Origin of the sequence: Luteibacter sp. 1214 (assembly GCF_031455395.1) — a bacterium.
Taxonomy (GTDB): Bacteria; Pseudomonadota; Gammaproteobacteria; order Xanthomonadales; family Rhodanobacteraceae; genus Luteibacter; species Luteibacter mycovicinus.
The window spans coordinates 1-18,752 of record NZ_JAVDSQ010000001.1; the positions used below are offsets into that span (position 1 = coordinate 1).

Annotated in this window: 15 protein-coding genes; 11 read left to right on the plus strand and 4 right to left on the minus strand. The window is 66.5% G+C overall.

All coding sequences use genetic code 11. The features are described from left to right. Window positions 1-198 precede the first annotated feature (198 nt). Entirely contained in the window at window positions 199-651 is a 453-nt protein-coding gene (locus J2X57_RS00005) for a YaiI/YqxD family protein (protein ID WP_309862283.1), read from the minus strand. 2 nt (window positions 652-653) lie between these two features. Then, window positions 654-1,529 carry a PhzF family phenazine biosynthesis protein gene (locus tag J2X57_RS00010; protein ID WP_309864324.1) on the minus strand — a complete coding sequence of 292 codons (876 nt, stop codon included), beginning with the start codon at window positions 1,527-1,529 and terminating at the stop codon, window positions 654-656. A gap of 114 nt (window positions 1,530-1,643) precedes the next feature. Between J2X57_RS00010 and J2X57_RS00015 the strand changes: the two genes are divergently transcribed. The 10 genes from J2X57_RS00015 to J2X57_RS00060 all read left to right on the plus strand — a co-directional run bounded on the left by J2X57_RS00015 (window position 1,644) and on the right by J2X57_RS00060 (window position 14,800). Continuing rightward, the gene (locus J2X57_RS00015) at window positions 1,644-2,246 is read left to right on the plus strand and encodes a rhomboid family intramembrane serine protease (protein WP_043694507.1); all 603 of its coding nucleotides are present in this window, start codon (window positions 1,644-1,646) and stop codon (window positions 2,244-2,246) included. Between the two features lie 171 nt (window positions 2,247-2,417). Next, window positions 2,418-3,545, plus strand: a complete 1,128-nt coding sequence (locus J2X57_RS00020; protein WP_309862288.1) for a histone H1-like repetitive region-containing protein — start codon at window positions 2,418-2,420, stop codon at window positions 3,543-3,545. A gap of 109 nt (window positions 3,546-3,654) precedes the next feature. Continuing rightward, window positions 3,655-4,323 carry a hypothetical protein gene (locus J2X57_RS00025; RefSeq protein WP_309862291.1) on the plus strand — a complete coding sequence of 223 codons (669 nt, stop codon included), beginning with the start codon at window positions 3,655-3,657 and terminating at the stop codon, window positions 4,321-4,323. A 142-nt stretch (window positions 4,324-4,465) separates the two neighbouring features. Continuing rightward, on the plus strand, window positions 4,466-6,712 hold the full coding sequence (locus J2X57_RS00030; RefSeq protein ID WP_309864327.1) for a DNA internalization-related competence protein ComEC/Rec2: 2,247 nt from the start codon (window positions 4,466-4,468) through the stop codon (window positions 6,710-6,712). Window positions 6,713-6,797: 85 nt separating this feature from the next. Beyond that, complete coding sequence (locus J2X57_RS00035; RefSeq protein ID WP_309862294.1) at window positions 6,798-10,163, plus strand: GH92 family glycosyl hydrolase; 3,366 nt, start codon at window positions 6,798-6,800, stop codon at window positions 10,161-10,163. 243 nt (window positions 10,164-10,406) lie between these two features. Then, complete coding sequence (locus J2X57_RS00040) at window positions 10,407-11,066, plus strand: MotA/TolQ/ExbB proton channel family protein (protein ID WP_309862297.1); 660 nt, start codon at window positions 10,407-10,409, stop codon at window positions 11,064-11,066. Window positions 11,067-11,069: 3 nt separating this feature from the next. Beyond that, entirely contained in the window at window positions 11,070-11,498 is a 429-nt protein-coding gene (locus J2X57_RS00045) for a biopolymer transporter ExbD (RefSeq protein WP_036112599.1), read from the plus strand. Next, window positions 11,495-13,270, plus strand: a complete 1,776-nt coding sequence (gene msbA, locus J2X57_RS00050) for a lipid A export permease/ATP-binding protein MsbA (RefSeq protein ID WP_036112602.1) — start codon at window positions 11,495-11,497, stop codon at window positions 13,268-13,270. Before J2X57_RS00045 ends, msbA begins: the two co-directional genes overlap by 4 nt. A gap of 2 nt (window positions 13,271-13,272) precedes the next feature. Further along, window positions 13,273-14,256 carry a tetraacyldisaccharide 4'-kinase gene (gene lpxK, locus J2X57_RS00055; protein ID WP_309862304.1) on the plus strand — a complete coding sequence of 328 codons (984 nt, stop codon included), beginning with the start codon at window positions 13,273-13,275 and terminating at the stop codon, window positions 14,254-14,256. A 25-nt stretch (window positions 14,257-14,281) separates the two neighbouring features. Further along, a complete protein-coding gene (locus J2X57_RS00060) occupies window positions 14,282-14,800 on the plus strand; it encodes a lysozyme inhibitor LprI family protein (RefSeq protein WP_308847458.1) in 519 nt (172 codons plus the stop codon). A gap of 495 nt (window positions 14,801-15,295) precedes the next feature. Here the strand turns inward: J2X57_RS00060 and J2X57_RS00065 are convergent, their stop codons facing one another. Then, a complete protein-coding gene (locus J2X57_RS00065) occupies window positions 15,296-15,745 on the minus strand; it encodes a glycine zipper 2TM domain-containing protein (RefSeq protein ID WP_036112607.1) in 450 nt (149 codons plus the stop codon). 117 nt (window positions 15,746-15,862) lie between these two features. On the opposite strand from J2X57_RS00065, the gene J2X57_RS00070 reads away from it, so the two are divergent. Then, a complete protein-coding gene (locus J2X57_RS00070; RefSeq protein ID WP_309862315.1) occupies window positions 15,863-17,302 on the plus strand; it encodes a deoxyribodipyrimidine photo-lyase in 1,440 nt (479 codons plus the stop codon). Here the strand turns inward: J2X57_RS00070 and J2X57_RS00075 are convergent. Next, window positions 17,241-18,725: an MFS transporter gene (locus J2X57_RS00075; RefSeq protein ID WP_309862317.1), complete on the minus strand. Its 1,485-nt coding sequence runs from the start codon at window positions 18,723-18,725 to the stop codon at window positions 17,241-17,243. The two genes, J2X57_RS00070 and J2X57_RS00075, sit on opposite strands and share 62 nt — an antisense overlap. Between the last annotated feature and the right edge of the window lie 27 nt (window positions 18,726-18,752).

Consider the following 18,752-nt stretch of genomic DNA (forward strand, 5'->3'; position numbering starts at 1 on the left):
GCCGGGCATCCCTGCAACGCCACCGTATGCTGGCATGTCGGTGCTCTGCGCTCGACGCTCTCCGACCGGCGGCGTCACGGGCTGGAGGTTGCCGTTGGGTGTCGTTCCCGGAGCGCTTCCGCACGAAGGCGAAGGCCGTAGGAGGACTTAGCGACGAGAATGGCACCCAACGGCACCCGTGCCACGAGGCAAAGCTCCTCAGCTCTTCTTCCGCCGAGCCAGCCATCTATCGAGTTCATTCGCGAAGTTCTGCCGATCGCGTGGATGCATCGCGGCGGGCCCACCGGTGTCGACGCCCGATCCGCGGAGCTCTTCCATGAAGTTACGCATCGAGAGGCGCGCCGCGATCGTGTCCTTCGTGTACATCTCGCCGCGCGGATGCAGCGCCAGTGCGCCTTTCTCGATCGCGAAAGCCGCCAGCGGAATGTCCTGCGTCACCACGAGGTCGCCCGGATGCACGCGGCGGACGATCTCGTCGTCGGCGACGTCGAAGCCGCCCGGGACCTGGATCGACTTGATGAACCGGGAGGCCGGTGTGCGGATCCACTGGTTGGCGACCAGGGTGACCTCGACCTGCTCGCGCTCGGCGGCACGGAACAGGATGTCCTTGATGACGTTGGGGCAGGCGTCGGCGTCGACCCAGATGTTCACGGTCAGACGTCCGTCCAGTCCACGTGGCCGTCGATGATGGTGTTGGTGCGGCCACCGACCCACACGGCCTCGCCGTCGATGCGGATGATGATGCGTGCGTCGTGCCCGACTTCGCGACCCTGGCTGACGATGTAGCCCTTCGCCAGCTGACCGGTCCGGTCGCGCTCGGCGACGTAGGCGGCGATCAGGCCGTTGGCGGCGCCCGATGCGGGGTCTTCGACGATGCCGACGCCGGCGGGGAACGCGCGCACGGCCAGGCCCTCGGCCGAGCGTGCGAACACGCACAGGCCGAGCGTATCGGTGGCCAGGGCGAGACCGCGGATGGCGGCGTGGTCGGGGCGCCAGCTTCGCAGCGCGGCTTCGTCGGCGAATTCAGCGACCCACCAGCGACGGCCACCTTCGACACAGGCCGGAGGCAGTGCGCCTGGCTGCATGCCGTAGAGAACGGCGGACAGGGTCTCGCCGCCGTGCGATGCGTCACCGACGATGCGCGCCTTCGGCGACTGCACGAAGAGTTCACGCGAGGGACCTTCGCCCTCGACGCGGATCGGCAGCACGCCGGCGCCGCATTCCTGCCAGATGACGCCGGCGGCATCGGGTTTCACCAGGCCGGCATCGAGCGCGGCATGCGCGCTGCCGATCGTCGGGTGGCCGGCGAAGGGGATCTCCTTGGTCGGCGTGAAGATGCGCGCACGATAATCCGCACCGGCGGCGCGCGCGGGCATCAGAAACGTGGTTTCGACCAGATTGGTCCAGTGGGCGAAGCGCTGCATGCGCGCGTCCGACCAGCCGTCGGCTTCGACGACGACACCGAGCGGATTACCGCCGCCGTGACGGGCGGCGAAGACGTCGAGCTGCTTGTAACGGGTCGAAGGCATCGGTGGGACCGGATCGATGGGGGAGGGCGCCATGATAGCCGCATCATTCGACATCGGGCCCCGCAAGCGCGAAGATGCGCGCTGGCTCGACCCCTGAAGGACACTGTTCCAGGCATGATTACGCTGATCATCATCCTCGTGACCTGCGTGGTCTCGATCGTCGCATTCCGCAACCAGCGCCTGCTGGACGACCTCATCCTCTGGCCGCCGGCCCTGTCGCGAAGCCGTGAGTACTACCGGCTGGTGACCTATGGCCTGGTCCACGCGGACATGGGCCACTTGTTCTTCAACATGTTCTCGCTGTACTTCGTCGGCCGCAGCATGGAGCAGCTGTTCACGCAGGAAATGGGGCCGCTGGGCTTCGTCACCTTCTACATCGGTGCGCTGGTCTTCTCGATCCTGCCGTCATACATGGCCAACCGTCGCAACGCGGGCTATCGCAGCCTGGGGGCGTCGGGTGCGGTCTCCGCCATCCTCTTCGCGTTCATCCTGGTCCAGCCCTGGGCACGCATCATCGTGTTCATCGTGCCGATGCCGGCGATCCTCTATGCCGTTCTTTTCGTGGTCTATTCGATCTACATGGACAAGCGCGGCGGTGACAACGTCAACCACAGCGCGCACCTTTGGGGCGCGGCTTATGGCGTCATCTTTACGATCGCACTGGAGCCGCGCGTGCTGCCGTATTTCCTGCAGACGCTGATGAATCCGCGGTTCTGATCACCCCGAACCTGAATTCTTTCCGACGGATTTGTGTGACTTCGGGCGACGGCTGATACATCATGCGGTTGTCCGCGACGAAGACCTATCAACTTGAGTCGTCCGGCATGCACGCGGGTTTCCCCCGGTGGGGTGGTTCGCGTCGGCTACTACCGCAGGAGGAATGAACGCATGGCTACGACCCGCAAGTCCGCCGCGAAGAAGTCCGCGGCAAAGAAGACGGCCACGAAGAAGACCGCCGTCAGGAAGGCCGGCGTCTCCGCCGCCGCGAAGAAGACGGCCCGTAAGAGTGCCGCACGTCCGGCAGCGAAGAAGACGGCCGCTAAGAAGACGGCCGCTAAGAAGACGGTAGCGAAAAAAACGGCGGCGAAGAAGGGCGCGGTCAGGAAAACCGCCGTCAAGAAGTCGGCCGTCAGGAAGTCGGTGGCGAAGAAGGCGGCTGTGAAGAAGGCGGCCGTAAAGAAATCGCCGGCGAAGAAAGCGCCGACCCGCAAGGTCGCTGCGAAGAAAGCCGTCAGCAAAACCGCTGTGCGTAAGGTCGCAGGCAAGAAAGCCGCGGTGAAAAAGGTCGCCAGCCGGCCGTCGACGCGCAAGTCGGCGGTGAAGAAGGTGCCCGCCCGCAAGGTCGTTGCCGCGAAGAAGGTCGCGACAAAGGCGCCGGCCCGGAACGTCGCCGCCACCAAGAGTCCGGCAAAAAAGGCGGCGGTAAAGAAGTCCGCGAGTAAGTCGGTCGTACGTAAGGCACCGGCGAAGAAAGCGGCGGTCCCGACGACGTCGGCTACGGCGGCAGCCGCGTCCAGGAAGTCCGCGCCGCGTTCGTCCGCTGCGCACCCCGTCGAGCACAAGCCCGTCCAGCGGGCACCGGAAACCAGGGCCGCACGTCAGGCGTCCCCGTCAGTGGCGACGCCGAAGGCGACACCGACATCGGCGCCAGCGCCGGCGCCTAAGCCCACGTCGGGCGCCAGCCCGACGCCCGTCGCGAAGGCCGCCCCCAGGCCGCGTCCGAAACCCGTTCCGACACCCGCTCCAGCACCTTCACCCGCCGCTGAGCCTTCGGCCGACGAGCCGGTTCAGCACATCAGCCAGGAAGAAGCGGTAGCGCATATCCAGGCGTTGCTCGATGCCAAGCGCGAACGCGATCGTCAGCCACCGACATGGCCCACGGGCGAAAACGGCAACGGTACGCCGGCCGTGCAGCCAGGCAGTGAGCCCAATCCAGCACCGAAGTCGCCATCGTCGGAAGCGACTCACGCCAACGCGGCGCACGAGCGCGGCGATCAGCAGAAAGACAAAGGCTGAGATGCAGCCTGAATGAAAGGGAAGGGCCGCCACGTGCGGCCCTTCTCGTTTTAGCGGCCATTCAATCGCGCGAGCGCAGTGTCCAAAGCGCCATCTGCCGAGGTTCCCCATGCGTACCGCGCGCGTCTTGTTAATGACCCTGGCCGTCTCCCTTCCGCTCACCGGGTGCTACTACGACCCGGGCTACGGCTATGTCCGTAACGGCTCGGGCGGAGACGCCTATTACGGTGAAGAGACCACGACGACGATCGTCGACCCCGGCTACGGCTACTACGACAACGGCTATGGCTACGGTCCGGGTTGCTGCTATTCGGGCGTCACGGTCGGTGCGGTGTGGTACGACTATGGCGGTCGTCGGTATTACCGCGGGCGCGATGGAAATTACTTCGACCGCGACGGGCATCGCGGCCCGCCTCCGGGTCGCGGCGATCGGCGACCGCCTCCCGGCGGCTGGCATGGTGGCGATGACGATCACCGGCCGCCCGGTGGCTGGCAAGGCGGCAATCGCCCCGGCGGCTGGCAGGGTGGACGTCCCGGTGGCGATCGCCCCGGGGGTTGGCAAGGTGGCCGTCCCGGCGGCGACCGGCCTGGCGGTTGGCAGGGCCAGCGTCCGCCGCAAAACGGGGGTGCCGGAGGCGGTAACCGTCCGCCGCCGCCCGGCGGCTGGCACGGCGGTGACCGTCCTGCCGGCGGCAACCCCAATGCGCACCCTCCCGGGCAGCGTATGCGGGACGATAATGGCGCGCGTAACGATCGCCGCGGCAATCGCGATCGGTAAACGCTGACGCCGCAACGCGGACCACGCTGAGGTCGTCGCCACCTACGCTGGCGACTCTCCGAGTCGATGACCAACGGTGTTTCGCGTCCCTGCTGTCTCCCTCATTACCGTGGCGGTCGCCGCGCTGCTTGGTTGCACGTGGGTGCAAGCGGCGCGGTCGCTTCCTCCGTGGCCGGTATGTGCGCTCACGGCGTGCGTATCGCTCTGCGCGGCGCTGCGTGCGCGACGACGCCCGGCCTTATGCCATGTCGCCCTCGTGTCGGCCTTCGCGGCATGGGCGGCACTGCACGGCGTGCGAGCCTTCGAGGCAAGACTGCCGCGTGAGCGCGAAGGCGACGATGTCACACTCGTCGGACATGTTATCGAGCTACCCCGCCGCATCGATGCCGACACCAGCTTCGTGTTCGTTCCTGACGACGCCACCGGCAACGACGCGGCCTTGCGGGGCAAACTCCGCCTCACGTGGTACCGGGCCGAGGCAGCGCCGCGCGCCTGCGAGCGATGGCGACTCACGGTACGTCTGCGTCGTCCGCGCGGTTCGCTCAATCCCGGGGGCAACGATGCGGAGCGCGGCGCGCTGCAACGGGGTGTGGTGGCGACGGGCTACGTGCGCCCCTCGGCAGGCAACGAACGACTGGCGACAGGCACGTGCGTCGACGGATGGCGATCCGCGATCGCGGATGCGCTGGACCGGCAGCTCGGCCCGCGTGGTTCCCGTGTCGTCAGGGCACTCACCGTCGGCGACACGCGAGGTCTCGACGCGTCGGACTGGGACGTCGCGCGCGCGACGGGCGTCTCCCACCTCATCGCCATTTCCGGCTTCCATGTGGGGGTCGCCGCCGGCGGTGGTCTGCTGTTGGTCCGCCTGCTTTATGCGCTCTTGCCGTGGCTGGCGCTGCGCGTGCCACGGCCCATCGCACAGTCGGTCGCAGGCCTCGCCGTGGCGGGTGTCTACGGCCTGCTGGCGGGGATGGGGCTGCCGACCACGCGCACACTGTTGATGATCGCGGTGGTGGGTGTCGCGGCATGTCTTCGTCAGCGGACCCATGGCCTGACGATGCTTGCCCTCGCGTTGCTGGTGGTGCTGATCGTGGCGCCGCTGTCCGTCCTGTCGGCGGGCTTCTGGATGTCGTTCGCGGGCGTCGGCTTCCTGATGGTCTGTGTCGCGCCGCGCGCACAAGGCTGGTGGGGCTGGGTCGGCGAGCTGTTGCGTGCGCAAGCCGCGATGAGTCTCATCCTGCTGCCGATGTCGCTGTGGTGGTTCGGCAGCGCCTCGCTGGCCGGCTTCATCGCCAACCTGGTGGCCGCGCCGCTCGTGAGTTTCGTCGTCGTGCCGATGTGCCTCGTCGGCTGCGCGCTGCTGGCGTGGCCGGTGCTGGCAGGCCCCTTGCTCGACGGCGCGGCGTGGTTGCTGGAAGCGCTGTGGCAAGGGCTGGCGGTGATGGCGCAGTGGCCTGCCGCGCGCCTGGGCGTCTCCGAAGCGGGGCTGTTGCCGGTCCTGCTGGCGACGTTCGGCGCGGCGTGGCTGTTCATTCCCCGGGGTGTCCCGTTGCGCGGTTATGGTGCCTTGCTCTGCCTTCCGTTGTTGCTGCCTCCGCGAGACGAACCGGCGCACGGCGCGTTTCGCGCATGGGTGCTGGATGTGGGACAGGGTCTGGCCGTGCTGGTGCGCACACGCTCGCATACGCTGGTCTACGACGCGGGCCCGGCATGGGCGGGAGGGCGGGACGCCGGTAGCGGCGTGGTGCTTCCCGCCGTTACGGCGCTGGGTCTGTCGCCGGTGAACCGACTGGTCATCAGCCATGGCGATCGCGACCATGCCGGCGGCGCGGCATCCATCGTCGCCCGCTATCCGTCAGCGGAGCGCCTGTCCGGCGAGCGTCGCCGACTGTCGTTCGAGGCGGAGCCCTGTACCGCCGATCGATCCTGGTCGTGGGACGGCGTGGACTTCCGCTTCCTCGTCGTGCCGCGCGAGCGCAGCGGCAAGACGCCGGGCAACGACCGTTCCTGCGTCCTGTCCATCGAAGGGGAAGGGGGCCGGTTGTTGCTCACCGGGGACATCAGCGATCGTGCCGAGCGACGCATGGATCCGGCGTCGCTCGCCGTGGAGGTCCCGACCGTCACTACGGTCGCTCATCACGGCAGCCGTCATGGCTCGAGCGACGCGTGGCTTGCCGCGGTGGCTCCGGTCCTCGGCGTGGCTTCGGCCGGCTATCGCAACCGCTTCCACCATCCGCATCCCGCGGTCGTGCAGCGTTACCGGGCGGTCGGTGGCGACGTGGTCGTCACCGCGGATACCGGTGCCGTTCGTATCGATTTTCCGGTCCGGAACGGTCCCCGGCGGGTCCGCGAGTGGCGCCGGCCGAAGGATCGCTACTGGCGCGAGTGACCGGCGCCGTGTTGCAGCGCGGTTTGACATTCCAAATTTAGAACGATTTAAATGGGGATTCCGCACTCAAGGGGATAGACGCGTGATGCGATCGAAGCAGGGTTGGGGCAGGACGGCATTCGTCCTGGCGATGGCGGCTATGGTGGTACCCGTAGGGGCCCTCGCGGCCAATCAGCGCTTCGACAGCTCATTCGAGCCGGGTGATCCCGCGCTGGCGAATAAGGCGCCGGGCGGTCTCGACGTCAGCCTGGTCGGCGGCCCGCCCGCCGAAGCCGTCCTTACGGCCAAAGCCAATGTCGGCTTCACCGGTACGCACTCGCTGCGCTACGCCGGCAACTCCACGGGCGCGCCCAACACGGCGAAGCTGTTCGACACCGATATCCGCGTCGGCGAGGGCACCACGCTGTCCTGGCTGGTCTTCCCGCGATCGAATAAGGACGACCTCGCCAATCCGGCCAACTACGTGGCCGTGGATCTCGTCTTCGACGATGGCTCCCGCCTGTCGACCACCACGGCAGCGCGCGACCAGCACCGTATCGCCGCCACGGCGAAGGCGCAGGGCGAAGGCCGCGTACTCTATCCCGACCAGTGGAACTACGTCAGCGTGGATCTGGGCGCGGTCGCCAAAGGCCGTCGTGTCCGCTCCATCGAGCTGGTCGCCGACGCACCGCCGGGTGAAGCCTTCGAAGGATTCATCGACGACGTGCGCATCGGCACGGCAACGCCTGTTTCGAGCACGCACCCCACGGACTACGTGGACACGCGTCGCGGCTCCAACGCCAACGCCAACTTCTCGCGCGGCAACAACTTCCCTGCCGTGGCAACGCCGCACGGCTTCAACTTCTGGACGCCGGTGACCAACGCCGGTTCCAACTGGCTCTACCAGTACCAGGAGCGTAACGGCGACGACAATCGCCCCCGCATCGAGGCCTTCGCGCTGTCACATGAGCCTAGCCCGTGGATGGGCGAGCGGCAGACCTTTCAGGTCATGCCCGCACAGGCGGAGACGGGCGCACCGGCGCTGAAACGCGAAACGCGCGCGCTGGCGTTTGGCCACGATGCCGAGGTGGCGCATCCGGACTATTACCGCGTGCGTTTCGACAACGGCGTGACCACCGAAATCACGCCGACCGACCATGCGGCGATGTTCCGCTTCACCTTCACGGGGAAGCGTTCGCAGCTCATTTTCGACAACCTCAACGACAAGGCCGAAGTCACCCTGGATCCGGGTCATCGCGCGATTCAGGGCTGGTCGGACGTCAGGAGCGGCCTGTCGACCGGTGCCACGCGTCTGTTCTTCTATGCCGAGTTCGACCGCGATGTGTCGGAGAGCGGCCGCCTGACCGGCGAGAAGCGCGACGCCGCCTCGGCATGGTTCGGCTTCGACACCGCGAAGAAGGGCAACCGCACGGTCAACATGCGCATCGCCACGTCGCTGATCTCGGTCGATCAGGCCAGGGCCAATCTCGGTCAGGAAATCGCGAGCGCCGATACCTTCGACAGCGTGCGCGAACGCGCGCGCAAGGCCTGGGACGACCGCCTCGACATGATCAAGGTCGAAGGGGCATCGCCCGACGAGCGCACGATCCTCTATTCGAACCTGTACCGTCTGTTCCTGTACCCGAACCAGGCCTACGAAAACACCGGGACGAAGGATAGGCCGGTGTGGCGCTACGCCAGCCCGTTCTCCGCGCCGGCCGGCCCGAACACGCCGACGCAGACCGGCGCACGCGTGGTCGACGGCCAGCCCTACGTCAATAACGGCTTCTGGGATACGTATCGCACGGCGTGGCCGGCTTACGTCCTGTTTACGCCGACCGAAGCGGGCAAGATGATCGACGGTTTCGTGCAGCAGTACCGCGACGCCGGCTGGATCGCGCGCTGGTCCTCGCCCGGTTACGCTGATCTGATGGTGGGTACCAGTTCGGACGTGGCCTTCGCCGATGCATGGCTCAAGGGCGTGCGTAACTTCGATGTGTCGGCGTTCTATCAGTCGGCGATCCGCAACGCCTCGACGGTCAGTGACGTGAAGGGCACGGGCCGCAAGGGCATCGAGCGGTCGCTGTTCAACGGCTACACCGACGACAAGGTGCACGAAGGCCTGTCGTGGTCGATGGACGGCTATATCAACGACTTCGCGATCGGCAACCTCGCCGCCGCGCTGTCGAAGGACCCGGCCGCGGCCGGTGACTACAAGGCCTACGCGGACGATGCCGCCTGGTATCGCTCGCGTGCGGTCGGCTACGCCAACCTGTTCGATCCGGCCGTCGGCTTCTTCGTCGCCCGCGACCCGGCTGGCAAGTGGCGCTGGACCGACAAGGACTTCAGCCCGATCCGCTGGGGCGGCGACTACACCGAGACCAACGCCTGGAATATGGCGTTCCACGCACCGCAGGACGGCGCCGGCCTGGCCGCGCTGTACGGTGGTCGCGAAGCGCTGGCCGCCAAACTCGACCAGTTCTTCAGCGCGCCGGGCAAGTTCGACGTGGGCGACTACGGCGACGTAATCCACGAAATGCTCGAGGCGCGCGATGTCCGCATGGGCCAGTACGGCCATTCCAATCAGCCGTCGCACCACATCATCTGGATGTACGACGAGGCCGGCCAGCCGTGGAAGACGCAGGACAAGCTGCGTGACGCCGTGTCGCGCCTGTATGTCGGCAGCGAGATCGGCCAGGGTTACCCGGGTGATGAGGACAACGGCGAGATGTCGGCGTGGTGGCTGTTCGGCGCCGCCGGCTTCTACCCGCTGCGCATGGGCACGCCGGAGTACGTCATCGGTGCGCCGCACTTCCCGCACATGACCATCCGCCTCGAAAACGGCGCGAGCATCGACATCCGTGCGCCCGGCGTCAGCGACACCAATCGCTACGTGCAGTCCCTCAAGGTCAACGGCCAGGCATGGAACAAGGTCACCCTGCCGCACGAGCTGCTGGCCAGAGGCGCCACGCTGGACTTCGACATGGGTCCGTCGCCATCGAAGTGGGGCACCGGTGAGGACGCGCTGCCAGCGTCGATCACGACGGAGGGGTCGAAGCCTGCGCCGCTGGTCGACCTGACCGCCGATGGCGGCAAAGCCTTCGGCTCGGTCAAGGCCGACGAGCTGGCCAGGCTGTTCGACAACACGTCGGACACCACGGCTCACCTGGATGCCAAGGGTGCCGCGATCGGCTGGCACTTCGCCAGGCCGGTTACCGTGGAGATGCTGACCCTGACGTCCAGCGCGAAGCCGGCCGATCCGTCGGGCTGGGTGCTGGAGGGTTCCAGCGACGGCAAGCACTACACGCCGGTCGATGAGCGCAAGGGTGAGACCTGGCCGTGGCGTCGGCAGACGCGCGCGTTCGCCGTGGCGACGCCGAAGGCGTATGCCTGGTACCGCCTGCGTCTGGTGGCGGCTGACCCGGCAGCGGGTGTGGATATCAGCGAAGTGGAGTTCCTCGGCCACCGCTGAGAGCTTCACTCTGGCGGGGCCTATGGACCTTGCCTGCCCTGGTAGGAGCCAGCCCTGCTGGCGATTCATGCTTGCCTCGGTTCTTCGTGGAGACTGAGGCAAGATCCTTTCGCCAGCAGGGCTGGCTCCTACCAGAGCCGGCCTCTGGAGCTGGCCGTTCGCCGTAGTGTTAAGAGCGCCTCAGTCCCTTTCCCGGGCCCTGCTATGATGCGCATCTGACTCAAAAGTACCTCCGGGGTTCACGTGCTCGAGATCCTTCTCGCTGGCGGCTGGGCATTGCTGCCGATCCTGATCTGCTCGCTGGTCGCCATGGCGATCGTGTTCGAACGCTTCTGGGCGCTGCGTCGCGCGGCCGTGCTGCCGCCGGGGCTGGGTGAAGAGGTGCGGCAGTGGGCCCGCTCGGCACAGCTGGATGCGGCGCACCTTGCCGCGCTGGAGAAGGGGTCGCCGTTGGGCGAGCTGTTCGCTGGCGCGCTCGCCGTGCGCGACCGTCCGCGTGAGCTCATCAAGGAGCGCATCGAGGACAGCGGCCGTCACGTGGTCCACCGCATGGAGCGCTACCTCAATACGCTCGGCACCATCGCCCTGATCGGTCCGCTGCTCGGCCTGCTGGGCACGGTCATCGGCCTGATCCGCATGTTCATGGGCGTGATGGCCGGCGGTATCGGCGATCCGACCAAGATGGCCGGCGGTATCGGCGAAGCCCTGATCTGCACGGCCTTCGGCCTGATCGTCTCGATCCCGGCCTACGTACTGCACCGTTATTTCCGCTCCAGGGTGAGCGGCTACGTCGTCCAGATGGAAAAAGAGGCAACCGCGCTGCTCGACGACCTGTCGGCCCCGCGTCCCGCCGCGCCGCGTCGTCGCACCGCCGCGGAAGCCGCCGCGCCGCAGGCTGGCTGATCCATGCGCATCGGTTCCCGCCGTGAGGACGACTTCGAGATCAACGTGATCTCGCTGATCGACGTCCTGCTCACCCTGCTGATGTTCTTCGTGCTCAGCACCACCTTCGTCCAGCATTCGCGCCTCAAGGTCAACCTGCCCAAGGCGGACAGTGAGGCGCGCGAAGGCACCGACAACGCGCTCAACGTGGTCATCGACCGCGACGGCCATTACTCCGTCGGCAGCGACGAAGTGATGGGCGAGGGCATCGAGCCGCTCAAGACCGCCATCCAGCGCGTCGCGGGCGACGATCGCAATCGCCTCGTGGTGATCCGCGCCGATGCCATGACCCCCCACCAGAATGTCGTGCGCGCCATGGATGCGCTGGGCCAGGTCGGCTTTACCCGCCTGTCCATCGCCACGACGCCGTCCGAGGCGGCTTCGGCCCAGTGAGTACTCCACGCGTTTCGGTCTGGGATGTCCGGACCTGGCAGACGTACAAGCGTCTGCTCAGCTACACGAGACGGTTCCGCACCGCCGGCATCATCGCCATCATCGGCATGATCATCGACCCGGCCTGTCTCTCGCTGTTCACCAACCTGCTGCAGCCGCTGATCGACAACCTGTTCATCGCACGCGATCCGCACACGATCTTCTGGATGCCGATCTGGATCATCTGCATCTTCGCGGTGCGTGGCGTGGCCTCGTATTGCACCGACTACGGCATCGCCTTCGTCGGTCGCAACGTGGTCCAGGCGATCCGCATCGAAGTGTTCGCGGCGTATCTGCGCCTGCCGTCGACGTTCTTCGCCAGGGAGCCGTCGGGCCAGCAGATCTCCCGCATCACCTACACCAGCGAGCAGGTCGCGGCGGCATCGTCTGATTCGCTCAAGGTCGCGGTGACGGAAGGCCTCACGGTCGTCGGCCTGCTTGCGGTCATGCTCTATCAGAGCGCGTATCTCGCGATGGCGTTGCTCGTGCTGGTGCCTTGCGTGGTGGTCATCGTCACGGTGATCAGCCGGCGCTATCGCAAGATCAGCAAGCGCATCCAGGGCAATATGGGCACGGTGACCAGCGCGGTCGAAGAAGCCGTCGCGGCCAATCGCGAAGTGCGCATCTACGGCGGCCAGGCGCGCGAGGGCGACCGCTTCGGCGCGATCGCCGACCGCCAGCGCCGGCTCAATCTCAAGGTGTCCGCCACGAGCGCAGCCTCCAGCGCGACCATCCAGACCGTCGGCGCCATGGCGCTGGCGACATTGGTGTTCCTGGGCACGCGCCCCGGCGTCATCGAGACGATCACCCCGGGCGTATTCACCGCCGTGCTGACCGCGATGGGCGGCATGCTGCCGTCGCTGAAGCGACTGGCCGGCATCCAGTCGAACCTGCAGAAGGGCGTGAGCGCGGCGGAAGACCTGTTCGCGATCATCGACGAGCCGCCGGAAGTCGACCATGGCACCGAGAACCTGGTCCGTACCAAGGGCGACATCCGTTTCGAAGGCGTCAAGCTTGTCTACGAGCGCAACGACCATATCGCGCTGCGCGGCGTCGACCTGGTCTGCGCCCCCGGCACGGTCACCGCCCTGGTCGGTCGTTCCGGTAGCGGCAAGTCCAGCCTCGTCAGTCTGCTGCCGCGTTTCTACGAGCCGACCGAAGGCAACATCCTGATCGACGGTCGCGACTATGCGCAGTACACGCTGGCCTCGTTGCGCCGACAGATCGCCTGGGTCGGCCAGCACGTGGTGCTGTTCGACGACACCGTCGCCGCCAACATCGCCTACGGCGAGATGGCCGGTGCCGCCGAGGCGGACATCATCGCCGCCGCGAAGGCCGCTAACGCGATGGAGTTCATCGAGCGCCTGCCCGAAGGCCTCAATACGCAGATCGGCCAGGGCGGTAACTCGCTCTCCGGCGGTCAGCGCCAGCGCATCGCCATCGCCCGCGCCATCCTGAAGAACGCGCCGATCCTCGTCCTCGACGAAGCGACCAGCGCGCTCGACACCGAATCCGAGCGCCTGATCCAGGACGCGCTGACCCGCCTCATGCGCGACCGCACCACGCTGGTGATCGCGCACCGCCTGTCCACCATCGAACACGCCGATCAGATCGCCGTGATGGAGCAGGGCAGGATCATCGAACTCGGCACGCACCGCGAGCTGCTCGACAAGCAGGGCCAGTACGCCGCCCTGCATCGCATGCAGTTCCACGAGCAGGTCTCCGAGGGCTGACCGTGGCCTTCGGAACGTCGTTACAGAGGCGTTGGTACGGGGGCGGGAAGCCGCCCTTGTGGACGCTGCCTCTTGAAGCGTTGTACCGCGCCGTTGTCGCTCGTCGCGCGGAACGTTTTCGACGTGACGCATCGAGCGTTGTGAAGCTGTCCGTGCCGGTTGTCGTGGTGGGCAATATCACCATCGGCGGTACCGGAAAAACACCGCTGATCGTCGCGCTGGCCAGAGCGATGGCCGAGCGCGGGTTCAAGCCCGGCATCGTGAGCCGCGGGTACGGTGGGTCCGAGCGTGGCCCGTACCTGCTCACCGGCAGCGACGATCCCTCGAAGGTCGGCGACGAGCCCACCCTGATCCGCCAGAGCGGCTTTCCTGTCGCCATCGGTCGCGAGCGTCCCGAAGCCGCGCAACTCCTGATCGATGCGGGTTGCGATCTGATCCTCGCCGACGATGGCCTGCAGCATCACCGCCTCGGTCGCGACGTGGAAATCTGCGTCATCGACGGCGAGCGCCGCCTCGGCAACGGCCACCTGCTGCCTGCGGGCCCGCTGCGCGAACCGGCCAGTCGCCTCGCACAAGTCGACTTCATCGTCGTCAACGGCCACACCGGTCAGCCGAACGAAATCGTCATGACGCTGGAAGGCGGCATCGCGATCAACATGGCCGACCCCTCGCGCACGGCACCGCTCGCCGACTTCGCCGGCCGCCCCGCACATGCCGTCGCAGGCATCGGCAATCCGTCGCGGTTCTTCGCCAGCCTGACCGCGCAGGGCATCGCCGTGGACGGTCACCCGTTCGCCGACCATCATGCATTCACCCGCGACGACTTGACGTTCGCCGACGGTTGCCCCGTCCTGATGACTGACAAGGACGCGGTGAAATGTCGTTCGTTTGCGCGCGAGAACTGGTGGCGCGTCCCGGTGAGTGCGTCGTTGCCGCCGTCGTTTTATGACGAAGTCGTGGCGTGCGTCGCACGTAAGCGATCATAGATAAGGTTTTCTGACTGGAGTTCGCATGAAGCATGGAACAGCTTGGGTCGTCGGCGTATGCGGGCTTCTTTTTTCGCTCCAATCAGTCGCGGGCGCCGCTTCCTTCATCGGCATCCGTCCGGGATATGCGGCCTGTCTTGACGCTACCGAGGGTCCTGACCTCGATTGGATCGGCTGCTCGCGTAATGAATTCGGATTCCAGGATGTGCGCTTGAATGCGGCTTACCGGACACTCCTGAGCAAACTCCCGGTCGAACAGCGATCTGAGCTGAGGGCAAGTGAGCGGGCATGGATTTCTGCGCGCGATGGCGTTTGTGCCAATAGCAAAGAGGACGGGCAAGGCAAGCCGTTGCGATGGTCGAATACCTATGCATTCAAGTACTCAGATCCAGCGAAGGCCTGGATCTTGTCCAGCGCGCTATTTGGCGAGAAAGACACGGTGACAGGTCAGGAGAAGCGCCGCCTTCTCACGTCCAGGGACTTTGGCGTTGTGAGGTTCGAGGACGCGGATCCAGCGCAACTTTCAAAGTTCAACAAGGTTTGATGAGTTCATCGTCGGAAGCGAGCCGATAAGGCGCAAGCACCTTCAACTGCTACAGATGCCCAGGGGCTCGGCTAGCGGCCCAGTCACGGAGCGAACCGCCGCTCGACCCCACGCTGCCTTACCGTCCGAAAGAGCCGGCGGGTGCCACCCTCGCGTCCGGTAGCCGCAGGCGAGGGCTCCGACTGGAAGAGGCCGCGACAGCGGGGCCGGCCATGGATGGCCGGTCGTTTTCGGGGAGGCAGGGACAGCCGACTCGAAAACCCCCAGTCGGAGCCCGACCCGGCCGTAGGCCATTGAAATACGGCCGCGGTAGCGGCCTTTCCCTGAGGGGTCGCCGCAGGCGTGGGCGCGAGGGTGGCACCCGCCGGCTCTTGCTCGTGCCGCCCGAACGCGGAAAGCCAAACGCGATGGCGAAGCCGAGCCCTCAGCTTAAAGCACACAAAAAAGGCCGGTCAAAAGACCGGCCTTCGAATAGCGAAGAAGTCGGAGCGCCTGTTACTGCACCCGCGACACGTTCCCGTTCTCGTCCACCACCACGATGTCGCCCTGGCGAATGGCGCTCGCATCCTTCACCTGGACATTAGTGTATCCACCACCGCCCATCTTCAGACGCAGCGTGTAGCTCTCGCTGCCGCCGCCCTTGCCGATCGCGTTACCGGCGAAGCCGCCGCCCACCGCGCCGCCGACGGTAGCCAGCTTGCGGCCGTTGCCCCTGCCGACCTGGTTGCCGAGGACGCCGCCGGCGATGGCGCCGATGACCGCACCCGCGGTGCCGTGGTCGCGGCCCTGGACGACGTTGTGTTCGATGCTCTGGACGACGCCGCACTGGTCGCAGCGGACGTAGATGCCGTCGCTGCGGGTCAGCGTGGCGGCCGAGGCCGGCGCGACTGCCGCCGTGGCGAGCAGGGCGGCCAGGGGAAGGCCGAGGACGGTCTTGACGTTCATGGAAAACTCCTCATTCGAACGGCGGGGACGGTGCCGGAGTGGGACCAGTCTAAGCATCGCTGCTGAATGGATGGCGAGCACGATTCACACTTCACACAAAGACTGGATACTAGGGGCATGACTACCGCCATCCTGTGGTTCCGCCGCGATCTTCGTCTTGCAGATAACCCCGCTCTCGTCGAGGCGATGAAGGCGCACGACCACGTCGTGCCGCTGTACATCCACGCCCCGGAAGAGGAGGGCGAGTGGGCACCCGGCGCCGCCGGGCGCTGGTGGCTGCACCATTCACTGGCGGCCCTGGATGCCTCGCTTGGGGCACACCGCGGGTCGCTGCAGATTCTGCATGGGTCGAGCCTCGATTCGCTGCGCGCCGCCGTCGAGGCGACCGGCGCCACGGCCGTGTACTTCAACCGGCTCTACGAACCGAAGGTCATCCGTCGCGACAAGGCCGTTCGCAAGGCGCTGGAGGAGGACGGTATCGACGTCGCCTCGTTCAACGCGTCGCTGTGGTGCGAGCCCTGGGACATCGCCACGAAGCAGGACGAGCCCTACCGGGTGTTCACGCCGTTCTGGCGCAACCTCCGCACGCGGATCGACGAGGTCGGGCCGGTCGAGGCGCCGTCCCCCATGCACCTGGCGGGCCTGCCGACGTCGGTGGCGCTGGACGACCTGGCGCTGTTGCCGACACTCGACTGGGCCAGAGGCTTCGACGAATGGACGCCGGGCGAGCGGGGCGCTCACGAGATGCTCGAACTCTTTGCCGACGATGCCGTGGGCCACTACGTGGAGGGTCGCGACCTGCCTGCGAGGCATGGCACGTCAAGGATGTCGCCGCACCTGCACTGGGGTGAGATATCGCCCCTCCAGATCGCCGCGGGTCTGCGCGCCCACGCGGCAAGGACGAAGAAAAAGCCCGACATCGAGCCCTATCTGCGTCAGCTCGGCTGGCGCGAGTTCGCGCATCACCTGCTGTTCCACTTCCCCAAAACCCCGAAAGAAAACTTCAACCCGAGGTTCAACGGATTCCCCTGGGCGAAGCGCGATGCGCACGCGTTGCGCCGTTGGAAGCAGGGCAAGACCGGCATTCCCATCGTCGATGCGGGCATGCGGCAGCTTTGGGCAACCGGCTGGATGCACAACCGCGTGCGCATGCTGGTCGCCAGCCTGCTGACGAAGAACATGCGTCAGCACTGGGTGCTGGGCTCGAAGTGGTTCTGGGACACGCTGGTCGACGCGGACCTGGCCAACAACGCGCTGGGCTGGCAGTGGGTGGCCGGCAGCGGCGCCGATGCCGCGCCGTACTTCCGCATCTTCAACCCGGTGACCCAGTCGGAAAAATTCGACAAGGACGGGGCATACATCCGGCGCTGGGTGCCTGAGCTTCGCGATGCGCCCGGACGCCTGGTGCATGCGCCGTGGGAAGACGAAGCGTTCCTGAAGGCCTCGGGCTACCCGCGCCCGCTGGTCGACCTGAAGGCCACGCGCGACGACGCGCTTACGGCTTACCAGGCGTCGAAGAGCGATCGGGCGCCGTCCGCGGATCGTGCAGACGGCTGAAGATCCAGCTGGCACTGAGGGTGATCAGCCCGAGCACGATGACCGACGAGCGGAACGCCCAGACATAGCCCTGGGCGTTATGCGAACCGAGGAAGCCGGCCATCAGCAAGGATGCCAGCGCGATGCCGAAGCTCATCGACAGGTACTGCGCGGTCGAGGCCATCGAAGACGCCTGCGAGGCGTACTGCACGTCCAGGTCCACATAGGCCAGCGTGTTCATCGAGGTGTACTGCAAGGACATCACCGCGCCGTAGACGTAGACGAAAATGACGGTGACCCAGGCCGGCGTGTCGGCCGAAAGCAGCGCGAAGGAGCAAAGTACGGCCGAGACGGCGATGGTGTTGCCGAGCAGCAGGCGGCGATAGCCGAACTGAGTGAGCAGACGGTTGATGAAAGGCTTGACCGAGATCGAGCCGATCGCCTGCGGCACCATCATCATGCCGGCTACAAGGGGCGACCAGCCGCAACCGATCTGCAGGAACAGCACCAGCAGCAGATACATGCCGGAAACGCCCAGCCGCGTGAACAGGTTGCCGGCCAGCGAAACCCACACGCTGCGCACCTTCAGCAGCGAGAGGTCGCTCACCGGGAACTCGGTACGACGGCTATGCCGGACGTAAAGCATGCCCGTCGCGATCGCGGCAACCGCATAACCGAGCACGAGGGGCCAGTGGCCGTCGCCACCGGCGGTCTCGGCGGCCATCAGCAGCAGCGCCGATGCGCCGGCAAACAGGATGAACCCCAGCGTATCGAAACGGTGCGCGGTATCCAGCCGGTAGTCCGGCATCTCGCGGCGATTCAGCAGCAGACCGACGATGCCGACCGGGACATTGATAAGGAAGATCAGCCGCCAGTTGGTGAACTCGACCAGCGCGCCGCCGACGAGCGGGCCGACCACCGATCCCAGCAGGCCGAAGGTGGCTACCGTCGTCATCGAACTGACGAACTCCCGGCGATCGATACTGCGCACCAGTACGTAGCGACCCACCGGCATCAGCGCCGCGCCGCCCAGGCCCTGGACGATACGCGAGGCGACCAGCTGCGGCAGGCTCTGGGCCACACCGCACAGCAATGAGCCCAGCGCGAAGACCAGGATCGCGCCGCCGAACACGCGGCGTGTGCCGAAGCGATCGCACAGCCAGGGGCTCATCGGGATGAAGATCGCCAGCGTCAGTACGTAGCTGGTGAGGGCGGTGCGCATGCTCAGCGGCGTCACCTCCAGCGCGTGGGAGATGGCGGGCACCGCGGTGTTGACGATCGTCGAATCCAGCGCCTGCATGAAGAATGCGGCCGACACCAGCCAGATCAGGCCGCGATAGCGCGCCTTGCTGGACGGCTCTGCCGGAGCGAGGGCCGGTCGATCGGCGGGTAAGGCGTGGACGTCGGTCGAAATGGGGGTGTCAATGACGTCGGTCGGGGGCATGATCCGGGCGATTATAGCGGATCGAAA